12 protein-coding genes are annotated in these 11,642 nt (G+C 32.8%); 2 read left to right on the top strand and 10 right to left on the bottom strand.

What is annotated here, in order from left to right:
* Window positions 1–4: 4 nt before the first annotated feature.
* The 7 genes from AC0NBN_RS07000 to AC0NBN_RS07030 form a co-directional block, all read right to left on the bottom strand.
* Window positions 5–310, bottom strand: coding sequence for a DUF4134 domain-containing protein (locus AC0NBN_RS07000; RefSeq protein ID WP_160812870.1), 306 nt, complete (start codon window positions 308–310; stop codon window positions 5–7).
* A 212-nt stretch (window positions 311–522) separates the two neighbouring features.
* Window positions 523–1,047, bottom strand: coding sequence for a hypothetical protein (locus AC0NBN_RS07005; protein ID WP_160812869.1), 525 nt, complete (start codon window positions 1,045–1,047; stop codon window positions 523–525).
* Window positions 1,048–1,120: 73 nt separating this feature from the next.
* Complete coding sequence (locus AC0NBN_RS07010; protein ID WP_160812868.1) at window positions 1,121–2,260, bottom strand: hypothetical protein; 1,140 nt, start codon at window positions 2,258–2,260, stop codon at window positions 1,121–1,123.
* A gap of 4 nt (window positions 2,261–2,264) precedes the next feature.
* The gene (locus AC0NBN_RS07015; RefSeq protein WP_160812867.1) at window positions 2,265–3,368 is read right to left on the bottom strand and encodes a zinc metalloprotease; all 1,104 of its coding nucleotides are present in this window, start codon (window positions 3,366–3,368) and stop codon (window positions 2,265–2,267) included.
* A 245-nt stretch (window positions 3,369–3,613) separates the two neighbouring features.
* The gene (locus tag AC0NBN_RS07020; protein WP_160812866.1) at window positions 3,614–4,234 is read right to left on the bottom strand and encodes a hypothetical protein; all 621 of its coding nucleotides are present in this window, start codon (window positions 4,232–4,234) and stop codon (window positions 3,614–3,616) included.
* An 11-nt stretch (window positions 4,235–4,245) separates the two neighbouring features.
* A complete protein-coding gene (locus AC0NBN_RS07025; RefSeq protein WP_160812865.1) occupies window positions 4,246–4,647 on the bottom strand; it encodes a DUF3408 domain-containing protein in 402 nt (133 codons plus the stop codon).
* A gap of 4 nt (window positions 4,648–4,651) precedes the next feature.
* Window positions 4,652–5,419, bottom strand: coding sequence for a ParA family protein (locus tag AC0NBN_RS07030; RefSeq protein WP_160812864.1), 768 nt, complete (start codon window positions 5,417–5,419; stop codon window positions 4,652–4,654).
* Window positions 5,420–6,046: 627 nt separating this feature from the next.
* Between AC0NBN_RS07030 and mobA the strand changes: the two genes are divergently transcribed.
* Window positions 6,047–6,481 (top strand): conjugal transfer protein MobA, encoded by a 435-nt coding sequence (gene mobA / locus AC0NBN_RS07035; RefSeq protein ID WP_160812863.1) that lies wholly within the window; start codon window positions 6,047–6,049, stop codon window positions 6,479–6,481.
* A 4-nt stretch (window positions 6,482–6,485) separates the two neighbouring features.
* Window positions 6,486–7,763: a conjugal transfer protein MobB gene (gene mobB, locus AC0NBN_RS07040; RefSeq protein WP_160812862.1), complete on the top strand. Its 1,278-nt coding sequence runs from the start codon at window positions 6,486–6,488 to the stop codon at window positions 7,761–7,763.
* A gap of 62 nt (window positions 7,764–7,825) precedes the next feature.
* On the opposite strand, the gene AC0NBN_RS07045 is transcribed toward mobB, so the two are convergent.
* Genes AC0NBN_RS07045 through AC0NBN_RS07055 form a run of 3 tightly spaced genes read right to left on the bottom strand, consistent with a single transcriptional unit; the run spans window position 7,826 to window position 11,584 of the window.
* A complete protein-coding gene (locus AC0NBN_RS07045; RefSeq protein WP_160812861.1) occupies window positions 7,826–10,498 on the bottom strand; it encodes a carboxypeptidase-like regulatory domain-containing protein in 2,673 nt (890 codons plus the stop codon).
* Window positions 10,486–11,262 (bottom strand): GLPGLI family protein, encoded by a 777-nt coding sequence (locus AC0NBN_RS07050; protein ID WP_160812860.1) that lies wholly within the window; start codon window positions 11,260–11,262, stop codon window positions 10,486–10,488. The genes AC0NBN_RS07045 and AC0NBN_RS07050 overlap by 13 nt, the downstream gene beginning before the upstream one ends.
* A 49-nt stretch (window positions 11,263–11,311) precedes the next feature.
* A complete protein-coding gene (locus AC0NBN_RS07055) occupies window positions 11,312–11,584 on the bottom strand; it encodes a hypothetical protein (protein WP_160812859.1) in 273 nt (90 codons plus the stop codon).
* Between the last annotated feature and the right edge of the window lie 58 nt (window positions 11,585–11,642).

The raw sequence follows: 11,642 nt of genomic DNA on the forward strand, positions 1-11,642 counted from the left end.
CATTTTAAAGAAAGAATGAACGTAGAATTGTTGCTGCGACAATCAGGAATATACAGGCTCCAAACCAGCTTGCCGCCGTTTTACTGGTGTCGGGGTCTCCACTGCTGAATTTGTTGTAAACCTTTACACCTCCAATCAATCCGACCACCGCACCAATCGCATAGATAAGCTGGGTAGCCGGTTCAAAATAAGAGGTAACCATCTGTGTTGCCTCATTAATCCCGGCACTCCCATTTCCCTGCGAAAAAGCATTAGGCGAAAGCAATATTGCCAATAATGCACACAACAGTTTTTTTCTTTGTTTTTCCATTTTGTAAACAATTTTTTGTTGATGAGGCCTGCACTCTGCAGAACTCAGGAGCAAATTTGTTGTGGAAAAACCAAGGATTTTTTAACTGTCTTTTAAAGGACTTAATTGGCTCTGGTGATGCTTTTAGTATTATTTAAGTCATAAAAAAGAGACTATCTTTTTATAATAGTCTCTTCCTTAAATTTTAAAAAATCTTTATTTAATTCAAAATATTATTTTACTGCTGATCCCAACTTATTAAATGCATAGGGAATTACACCTATTCCCAAGGATAATAGAACTGTCATCAGATTGTTTAAATCCGGAAGTTTAGATGGATCAGCAGTATCAAAGTACGACCACATATAAAAGCAAGTGATAACGCAACTTAAACCAACTGAAATTAATCCGCTGATAAATGCCAAAAAACGGCTGACACTCGTATTTTTTGGTGGATCAGAGTTTTCACCTGCTGAATTATTAGCTACAGTTTCTTTTAGCGTTTCGGGAGTAATATCGTCGACTTTACTTAAAGCAACAAACCTTTCTGTTTTTTGTTCTTCCATTTCGACGACCACACTCTTATCTAAAAGCAAATCTTTAAGCGAAACTTTATCCTTTTTTAATTTTAAGAATACACTTAATAAAATTATTCCAAAAATTAAAATCGGAGAAACTGCAATCCAGCTCTCTCCATTTGTAATTCCAGTTTGAATAGGATTAGATTCAAACGTTAGTATTGAAGTTAATGTTATCATGTTAAAGGTTGTTTAGTTTTTTGTTAAATCTAAAGCACAAGAATTTAGTTAGAAAATCAATTGTTCAAGTCAGTTACTTTTTCTGTAATTTTAATCCTAAAAGCCAAAACTGCTGATTTTGCAAGCCTTTAGCTGGATCTGATCCGTAGTTGAATGTGCCACTAATTGTAACAGTCATTGGATCATTAAGCAAATATAAGTTTAGACCAGTTTTAAACAAATGCGTGTAATATTCTCGTATCCCCGTAGAATTTGCAACATCGTACCTACCAGTATATTCGAGACTTAAGGAAATTTTCTTCTTGGCATCACGTTGAATTCTTTCCAGATTAGATCCTATTTCGTAATTTACCACAAATTGCGGACGTAAAATTGATCCTTCTTTAGCTTTCGAATTTGCCATAAAGTTATATTGCAGTTGATAAGATGGAGTAATGGAAAAATACTGCAGAAATGGACTTTTTGTGTAAGTATTTGTTCCTAGATTAATACCTCTTATCCCACTTCTAAAAATATCATACTGACCAGTAAATAAAAATGATTGAACTGAATCAATGACATTCCGAGAGTATTTTAAACTCATTGATGCATAATGAGATATCATAACGTTATCATTAGGTTTCCTATTGATATTTGCAAAATTTACCGATACACCAGTCTGCCAATTGTACTGCTCTTCTTCAACCAATGTATTTCTATGGTAAGAAAACAAGGGGGTAAAGCTCCATCTTTTTTTACCTTTCTTAAAATCTATTTCTGAGTTTACATCTCTTATCCATTGCCCTTTTGTTTCAAAATTATATCCTATGGCAGCATCGATCAACCAGGAATCGTCTGCTCCTTTTGGAAATGTTAATTGGAAAATTGCAGGATCGGGTTTATCTGGTAAAGGATCAATTTCATTTTGAATGGTAATTTTGGACAGAAATTTTTCGATGGGTGTATTATCTGCACTAACTGTTTTCGAATCCAATGAATTTTTTAACAAATGATATTTCTTTGTTATTATCCCATACTCTTTTTCTAATTTCCGTCTTGTTAAATCAGTTTTGTCTTTATATTTAAACATTTCTCTTTTTAGATCCTGTCTCTCTTTTTCTAATAAATTAATTTCTTGATAAGAGAAACTACTTGTATCGACGCTATCATTATTCTGCGCAAGAATGAAAGTACTGATTAGAAAGAAAATCAGTGTCATTTTTATACTATTCATAATTTTAGATTTTGCTAAATGCGTAGTCGATAACTTCTTGAAATATCTCAAACTCAGCCAGATCATCGGGATGAACTTCTGCTTCTTTATTGTAATCCATTATAATCTCTTCAACCGATGTGTACATTGAATCTCTTGCGTGCTGTGATTTTATATGGTCCGAAATCTTTTCAACCGTTGGATTTATGCTATTGGGATCAGTTATCCAATTTCCAGAAGCTCTCAAAATAGCTTCAATAATTCTGGTTCCCATATCCTCACCATCACCTAGCTCGGCTAATGAAGAAATATTTGAGATTTCCTCATTATGCGAAAATCGAAAATAGTCACCCTTCAGAGGTTTATTGTACGGGTATGCTTTATTAGCAATTACTTTGTCTGAATTTGAAAGACTATGATTTTCTGAATTAATAAAGCATGGAGAATTTTTTCCTGATTCATAGTATTCTTCATCATAAGCGTAGTGCATTATTGATAAAGGATCGTGTTTGGTGAAATACAAACCATGTCCTGATAATTGTTGAAAATTATAATCGACCTGCTCCTTTGACCACCCCAATTGTGACATATCAGCATATAATTTGTCAAAATCAAAATCACATTGTACCGTTGGACTCTGATGTTCATGATGAAAACCTAAGGCATGACCAAATTCGTGAAGAATTAATCTTTTCCAATTTGTGGGTAGCTGAATATTAAAATTCTCTAAATTCATAGTCAGTGATCCAGGAGGGCACAGCTCAAGATTTAGTGCTTCTGTACCAACAAATGACCAATATCCTTTATCCTCAAAACCTATCCTTATATCAGAAGAATCACCGTTAACCCATTTTCGAAAAGTTTTTTTATTTTGATCAATACCAAAATCAAATTTGATATTTGCATATTTTGTCCACTCTTGAGCAACAGTAGCTATATTATTAATCAAATTAAAATCTCCCCCTTTAAAACTTACAGATAAAATATCTTTGTTCCACAGAAGGTTATTTTCAATAACGGCTTTATTTGATTTTCCCAGTTCATTATTTTCAGATTGACTGATTCGTAGGGCTTTTAATCTTAAGAGAATTTCATGAGGGTATCCCTCAAAAATAAATTGATTTTTCATGGTTTAATGATATTAGTTTCGTCTAAGATAATAACATTGTCTGACTTAAGAAATACCACTTTTGTGGTATTTAATTATAGAATATTTTTACATATACTTCAACCTTTCACTTAAAAGTAAATCACCGCTTTTTTGTGAGTAGGTTAAACCAAAATATAAAATGTTTTGAACGAATAATTATTATCATCAAACGTCATCCAGATATGATTTATTAAATAATTTCAATCATAAAAAAGGGAATTTGTTTAAACAAATTCCCCAATATCGAAACTGTCCGAAGAATTACTTTTTTTAGAGAAAATGATTTCGTTATCATTTGAAATGCTTTCTTTCAACAAATTGGAAATTCGCTTTGAAGCTTCGCCCAAAGAATTTTCTAATAAATTAAAAAGCTCGGTTCCGTGAACTTTTTGAATAATATCAACTGCTTGCTTTTCTAAGTCAGACTCCAGTACTTCTTCCTGAAGAAGCTGACCCACAGTACTCAATTCCTGAAAGGTAACCCCTGTAGCAAAACCGCTTTCAACATTAGAATACCTGTACTTCCAATCTTCTTCCTCTAATTCCCAATCTACATTTTTGAATAAAATATCATCAATATTTTTACTCAAACCTTCATTGCCCAATAATTCTTCGTTAGTTTCTGAATCAAAATTATTTACAGTCATTGAAGGAGATTCAACTTGTCTTTCATTGTCTCTGATTGGCAAAGCCTGTCTTTCTCTCTGTTTTGTACTGCCCATCATAGATGGGAGATCTGTTTCTATATCAGAAGCTTCTTTCCGTCGGACATCGATTGAAATTTTTCTCTCCGAAAGAATTAGAATGATAATAATTAGCAGGACTATTATGATTATTTGTTCCATAAAAAGATATATTAAAAAATTGGACGGTATTTATTGTTAAAATCATCTGTGATTTGCTTTTCAAACATTTCGAAATGGTAAGCCAGAATATTATCAAGATAGGCATACAAAGGTATATGGTCATCGGCTATGATTTGTATTATGCGTGACAGCCGTTCGTGGTATTCCTGACGGATATAAATACTTTTATCACCTCGCTTAGTCATTGTATGATGAGTGAGAAACTGCTCCACATAAGTGATTTCATTCTCCCTTTTTATTTTTGTTTTTGCTTTTTGATTTGTTACTTGCTTTTCCTTTGTGGAATCAAACTCTTCAATCTTCAGCTCTTTTTTGGGACTGCCTGCCATGATCGACATCAAGTATTGTTCATCTATAGCTTTATCTTCACTGTTTTTTCTCTCATTTTCCATCCAGTTATAATTTGATGATTCTTAAAAACTCTTCTATAAATTGGTCAAGTCTGCATTGACTGATAAGTTTGGGATCTGCCGGCAGTAATGTCGAACGAAAAACTGTTTTTGCTACTTCTTCGCCTTCTTTCCTAAATCTCTTACTATCTGTAATTGTAGTTTCCATAAGATGAAGTCCTAAATCACTAATGACTTTACCATAATTTTTATATAATTGCGTTCTTTCTCTTCCATCGACCTGATTCCAAAATAGTTGGATGCTGCGAATCTCGGTTTTGTTTTCTTTCATTAGAATATTGGTCAGGACATCTGTAAAGCTTAAGGTACTTTCTAAGACAACACGATCAGCGGTAATAGGAGAAAAGATATAATGGACATTGGTAAGTGTTTTTAAAATACCTGCAGTATTAACTGTTCCGGGTAAATCTAAAAAGATCACATCTGGTATTATTTCTATACTATCAAGATATTCTTCCACCTCTCTTAATACCAGATCTGACTTGCTTTGAAAAATGGGATAAGCCTTTTTATTTATGCTTGTAAATTGTTTATGGGCTATCTTTTTTAGAACATCGTTCTGCATTACGGTTTTCAAATCCCGCTCTCTCATCTGAAGTAAACTGTACTGTGGAAAATCACAGTCAAAGACAGCAACTTGATATCCCATTCGATAATGAAGAATACTTGCGATCAGTGTTGTAAACGTACTTTTTCCTACACCTCCTTTCTGAGTGGAAAAGGCAATAATTGTTGGTTGCTTTTCTGTTTTCATTTTTTATTTTTTGTTAAACTTAATTATCAAAAGTGAAGGGTTGCCAACTTTCAAGCAGACTCTATCTCAGACGAGCCATCTTGCCAGTAATTTAATAAGCAGGGCTTCCTGAGATAAAAGTTGCATTCTCTCAGTACTTATCGAATGCATCCCATCCTCCGAACCTGACAGATTGAATTACAGAATACATTCTATCATAAGCGAATTCTCTATTGACTGCATTCCTGAAAGCAGGACTGCAAGAAATCAAAACTTCAATCTTCAATGCAGTTAGGAATTCCAGCAATCACTCTGCTGCAAATGAATAATATTTCTCTTTCTGGTCTTTTCTAATGGTAGTTTTTGACCTTCAGTGTCGCCATTTGGCAATCTCTGATTAGCTATCTGTATAAACCATAGTTTTTTACTTTGTTATAGAAGACTTAGGAGTCCTGATCGGTTGTAGTAATGAAATAAAAAGGTGTAAAACATCTATTCAATTAAAAGCTCTTCCTTTCACCCGAAAGGGGCAAGTTGTGTTTTGAGCATCTCGAAATATTTTCGGATGCTGAAAACAACTTGCCCTTGCAGGGGGCTGAAAAACAATCTCCGAAGTCGATGTTTTATATAATAATTTAATGGATAGATATGGAAGAAAAAAATAACAATAGAAAGAGAAAGACAGGACGGCGACCAAAAGCAGATCCTGCAAAAATTAGATATACGATTTCATTTAATGAAGTGGAACATTCAAAATTTCTTGAACTTTTTGATCAGTCCGGAATGAGAGTTAAAGCTCATTTTATAACATCATGCATATTTGATAAGACGGTTAAAACGATAAAAATTGATAGAGGAACTGTAGACTTTTACATGCGTCTAACATCATTTCACAGTCAGTTCCGTTCAGTGGGTGTCAATTACAATCAACTTATCAAATTACTTTATACTAATTTTTCAGAAAAAAAAGCAGCTGCATTTCTGTATAAATTAGAAAAACAAACATTAGAAATGGTTGATATTTTTAAAAAGGTGATTGAGGTAACTGAAAAATTTGATCAAAAATATTTAAAAAAATCATAGTAAGATGGTAGCAAAAATTGGCAGAAGCAGTAATCTTTTTGGTACTTTATCCTACAATAATGAAAAGATTGAACAAAATAAGGGTGAAATTATAATGACAAATAAAATAATTGAGACCGCTGACGGAAAATATTCAGTTTCTCAATTGGCAAAATCATTTGATTTATATCTTATTAACAATAGAAATACTGAGAAGCATACACTGCACGTTTCATTAAATCCCGATCCTACAGATAAAGTACCAGATGAAAAGTACAGAGAGATGGCTCAGCAATACATGAATGAAATGGGCTATGGAAATCAGCCATTTGTAGTGTTCAAACATACCGATATTGATAGAAGTCATATCCATATTGTTTCGGTCTGTGTAGATGAAGATGGTAAGAAGATCTCCGATAAATTTGAGAAGATTAAATCTATGAAGACCTGTCGTATGCTGGAAGAAAAATTTGGATTAAGAAATGCTGCTGATGGAAAGAACCTCCAGAACTTAAAAATATTTAAACCTGTAAACTATGTCAGTGGAGATGTAAAAAGTCAAATTGCATCTGTAGTTCGCCACCTTTCCTTACATTATAAATTTCAGTCTTTTGGAGAATACAATGCTTTATTATCTGTTTATAATATAACATCGGAAAAGGTTGAAGGTTTATTACAGGGGAAATCTCAAAAAGGACTGCTTTATTTTCCAACTAATCATCATGGTAAGAAATCCGGGAAACCTTTCAAATCATCTTTATTTGGCAAGAACTCAGGATTACAAATGTTACAGAAGCATTTTGATATTTGCAAAGCAGAAATGAAAAGTAGTAAGGACAGGAATATGATACGGACTGAAATTATTAAAGCTTTACAGCAGACTAATAATGAGATAAGCTTTAAAGAAAAACTGTCCCAAGTCGGTGTAGATACGGTCGTTTACAAAAATGACAGCGGAAGAGTTTTCGGTATTACGTTTATTGATCATAATGCAAAGTCAGTGTGGAAGGGATCACAATTGGGCAAAGATTTTTCAGCTAACGTGTTTAATGAATTTTGGAATGATCAAAAAACACCTAAAGTTGATAATCCTACAGAAAAAGATATAATAAATACAGAAAATCCTGGAAGAATAGTTTCTGAAGAACAACTTCACTTATTTGAATTTATGAATCAGTATGAAAACAATAAAGCTTCAATCATCGATGATTTCGGTGGTCTGTTACCTTTACTACAGGCTGAGGATTTCGAAGAGCAAGAATTTGCCAGAAAGTTAAAGAAAAGAAAAAAGCTTCGGAAATAAAAAAATATCAGTATAAAATCAAATTTAAGTGGACAAAAATATCATCTTTCATGATAAACCATTTAGAATCTGTATTCCAGTTTCAACAGAAGATATCTGGGTAATAACTTGTATTCCGTCTTCGAAATGCTGACATCACTAATCATGAAGTCTTTATAACTTTTTGTGTTAAAAAGATTATTTCCGACAGCCGATAGGGTGAGCTTATTTTCAACAATATGGTATCTGAATCTGAAATCTGAAAAATAGTACTGATTACTACCTTTATCCAGATTTCCAAAAAAATATCTCTCAGTTTTAAGCTCAAAATTAACTTTTTTATTAAGGATAAAAAATAAATCAATAAAGGAATAATTATTTGTAAAAGAGTTTGAAATACCTGTTTTTACGGTTGATGTATTCCATCTGGAGCCTAAATGATAATTAAAAAAACCTTTAAAGCTTGAACGCATTTCAGCACCGTAATTTAGACTTGTCGTTTCAACAGATCTTAGTCCCAAATTATTAATTTCGTTTTCAAAATTGGATTGGGATAATCCGATTGTTAATTTGAGATTGGACTTTAGTGGTTTGAAATATCGGTTAACATCAGTATTCAGCATAACTGTATTTCTGTCTTTAATAATGATTGATTCTGATTGTGAAAAATTTTCCTTTATAAATGTTCTGGTACTCAAATAATCATGATTATTAGAATACTGAATTGATGCGTTGGCAAAAAATTTATCCCCCCAACTACCGAACTCATAATTTACACTCACAATAGACGAAGCCAGTTGATTAAAATCGTCAAGACCTTTGGAAAAAGATCGGTAACCATTTTGAATGAACTGACCGTAAATATCTTTTGGCTCAACTAGTGCTTTATTGTAGGAATATGAGCCAAGAAATTTATTCTTGTCATTGAATCTCCATTCTAAAGAAAATTTTGGATTAATGAAAAAATTTGAATAAATGTTTTTTGATGAAACCGTTTCACTGACAGCAGATATCTTATGACCCTGCACCTGTGTTAGAAGATTGATTTTTCCAAAATTAAACTGATATTTTCCTACAGCATATAAGTCGTTAACTGATGTCTGTCTGTTGTTTTGATATTCTGAAGGTTGTACAATGACATGCTCATTATTTTTGATAAGATAATCAGTGACTAAATTATCACTTCGATATTGGTTACCGAATTTAAATTCCAAAAGATTTCCATTTTCTTTCCTTGAAAGTAAATGCCCCTCAATACCTGCAAACTGCATTTTTCTTTTACTAATCTGATTGGTATTATTCGCAGACAGATTTGGAAAAAGATCATTGAAAAGAAATTGGTTCACAGAATAGTCTTCAGGAAGAGTTTCTGTAATATATCTGCCAGTAAGCAAAAACACATTTTTATTCTGAAATTTATGGGTATATACCAATTTTTGATCAAAAAAACTGTTTTGGTTGCTCAGCTGTTCAGCTATGGGAATATTGTTAAATAATAAACTACTTTTTTTTCTTTCATCTGAATACTTATATCTGCTGATAAACTCCAAGGATTTGTTTTCTGAGATATCATAAAAAAAATCAAGCTTTCCAATAGCCGTAATATTTTTTTTCCGTCCTTGGAAATTTTCAGAATTAATAAAGCTCTCTTCTCCTAAAAGATAACTTTGCGTACTGTTTCTAAAATAGTCATTTTCATCAGTGTTGAGCAGCCCTAAAATTTTCAGTTTTGCCTTTTCAGAAATTTTAAATATACTATTCAAGGAGACAAGTTCATTATTATTGAAATTGATTCTGTCCTGTTTAAGATTAGGCATTGAAAAGTCAAGATTAAGAAACGGATTAATCTTTTGATTGTTACCTATTCCGGAAGCTTCTTCCTGATTGGTCGACGTAATAATATAATCCGTGTTTCCGGTAGACTCAACTCCTATATTGTTCAGACTTGTTAAAAAATAATATTTATTTTTCTTTCCAAAATTCATTATATTGCTTCTTACATCATATCTCGATTCGGGCGCAATACTGCTCCCTGCCTCCAAATTTCCAAACCATTCTCTTTTGTAATCTTCTTTGAGTGTTAGATTCAATGCAACTTTCTGACTGTTTTCTACATCTTTTAACAGTTTATTATTGGAGTATCTCTGAAGTAATTCAACTTTGTCAATCGGATTGACCGGCATGTTTTTCGTAAGAATTCTGTAGCCTTTTTCAAAAAAATCATCTCCTTCAATCATCACCTTTTCTACCTCCTGATTACCTACCTTGATTGTTCCATCGTCAGAGACATTAAGTCCCGGAATTTTCTTCAGTAAATCTTCAATGACCTGTTCATTGCCCTGACTGAAAGATTTTGCATCAAAAATTATCTTGTCTTTTTCAATGACAATTGGTGATGTTCTTTTTATTTCTACTTCCTCAATTTCGACTGTTTTAGGGTTGAGAACAAAATTGTATTCCTGTAACTGATTTGGTGCGCTTTTAGAAATTTCAAAGGTTTGTTTCTCAAATTCAATTGCATTTATGCTGAGAAGGTATTTATCTGATGTTTGTGTTTTAATCGTGTAGACTCCCTGATCATTGGTGCGTGTATAGCTAAGCGTATTTCCTGCCACATCTTTTAAAATAATGCTCGCACCGGAAATAGGTAAGCCCTTTAAATCTGAAATTTTGCCCTGAATTGTTATTTGGGCATTAGCATAAAGGCATAAAAATATTATGAAGATTGAAGAAAGAGATTTTTTTACTTTTCCCATTCAAAAACTTTTTCAATACCTAATCGGGTTGTTGTGGATTTTTGCAACGATACTCCCTGTGGTTTTCTTGAATCAATTATTTCGTTTCGCTCTCTAATTTCAATATCTCTTTTTGCCATATATTCTTTCATAGATATTAAATCTTTATTTTCGCTTTTATTAAAACTGATAACGTTTTTATGTTCGAACGGATATTTAATATCCACCGCATGCCAGTGATACTTCAATGCACTGTCCTCTGTGAAAACCTCCAGAATCAATCCCGGTAATTTTCCAAATTTCCAGGGTCCGGCAGAGAATGGAAGATCTTCAGTAAAATATGCTGTAATTTTAGTACCTCTAAACAGACATGTTGCTTTTATACATTGAAAATTTCCAATTGTCTTTTTTTCATCGCCTTGGATTACCCAATTAAATTCAGGCATTGTATCCTCTATTACGATACGGCTGTTATTATCCTTATACTGAATTTGATAAATTACCGGAGAATCATAAGTCGAAAAAGTCTCTATTTTATCCAGTTTGATTGTCTTCTGATTAACTTCAAACTTTAATTCATCTGCATTACTTTTAACATTATTTTTGTTATCCAATATGAGAGGGTCATTGGAGTATAATGCTGATTTACCGTCTGCAATCAAAGATTCATTGTTTTTTACAATTCCATATTCTAAAACATAGTTAACACGAATTGATTTATCCTGTGCAGTCAGAGCGTTGGTAAAAAGAAAAAGTATAAATAAATATATAATACTGTTTTTCATAAAGTTATATTTATAGAACCGCCAAAAATATTGGCGGTTCTTGTTAAATTTAGTTGGTTCCGTTGTTTAATCTGTCAACGTGAGCCTGCGCAAGTTGCTGGCAATTTGTATAACTGTACGCCCACAGTTCATAAGTCTGGCTTGACTGTGAAGTTGTCCCATCTGACCAATACGTTGTTGTCACAATAGTATAGGTACAAGTTCCAAATGCATCAACTTTTGCATCACCAACTGTGTTTACAAATTTAGACATTAGTGAAGTGTTGGCAAACCCTAAGGTTGCTCCGAAAACCAGCATTCCTGCTACTAATACTTTTTTCATAATAAAAATTGTGTTCCAGATAGTTAAAGAGCTAAGGTGGAACTTTATTTAGCCCTTG

It is taken from the genome of Chryseobacterium sp. L12 (assembly GCF_056133985.1).

What these genes read in the sequence shown, in the direction of transcription:
- AC0NBN_RS07050 (WP_160812860.1), bottom strand. Translation starts at nt 11,262, where the DNA reads ATGAAAAACAGTATTATATATTTATTTATACTTTTTCTTTTTACCAAC.
- AC0NBN_RS07005 (WP_160812869.1), bottom strand. Translation starts at nt 1,047, where the DNA reads ATGATAACATTAACTTCAATACTAACGTTTGAATCTAATCCTATTCAA.
- AC0NBN_RS07030 (WP_160812864.1), bottom strand. Translation starts at nt 5,419, where the DNA reads ATGAAAACAGAAAAGCAACCAACAATTATTGCCTTTTCCACTCAGAAA.
- AC0NBN_RS07020 (WP_160812866.1), bottom strand. Translation starts at nt 4,234, where the DNA reads ATGGAACAAATAATCATAATAGTCCTGCTAATTATTATCATTCTAATT.
- AC0NBN_RS07055 (WP_160812859.1), bottom strand. Translation starts at nt 11,584, where the DNA reads ATGAAAAAAGTATTAGTAGCAGGAATGCTGGTTTTCGGAGCAACCTTA.
- AC0NBN_RS07015 (WP_160812867.1), bottom strand. Translation starts at nt 3,368, where the DNA reads ATGAAAAATCAATTTATTTTTGAGGGATACCCTCATGAAATTCTCTTA.
- mobB (WP_160812862.1), top strand. Translation starts at nt 6,486, where the DNA reads ATGGTAGCAAAAATTGGCAGAAGCAGTAATCTTTTTGGTACTTTATCC.
- mobA (WP_160812863.1), top strand. Translation starts at nt 6,047, where the DNA reads ATGGAAGAAAAAAATAACAATAGAAAGAGAAAGACAGGACGGCGACCA.
- AC0NBN_RS07010 (WP_160812868.1), bottom strand. Translation starts at nt 2,260, where the DNA reads ATGAATAGTATAAAAATGACACTGATTTTCTTTCTAATCAGTACTTTC.
- AC0NBN_RS07025 (WP_160812865.1), bottom strand. Translation starts at nt 4,647, where the DNA reads ATGGAAAATGAGAGAAAAAACAGTGAAGATAAAGCTATAGATGAACAA.
- AC0NBN_RS07045 (WP_160812861.1), bottom strand. Translation starts at nt 10,498, where the DNA reads ATGGGAAAAGTAAAAAAATCTCTTTCTTCAATCTTCATAATATTTTTA.
- AC0NBN_RS07000 (WP_160812870.1), bottom strand. Translation starts at nt 310, where the DNA reads ATGGAAAAACAAAGAAAAAAACTGTTGTGTGCATTATTGGCAATATTG.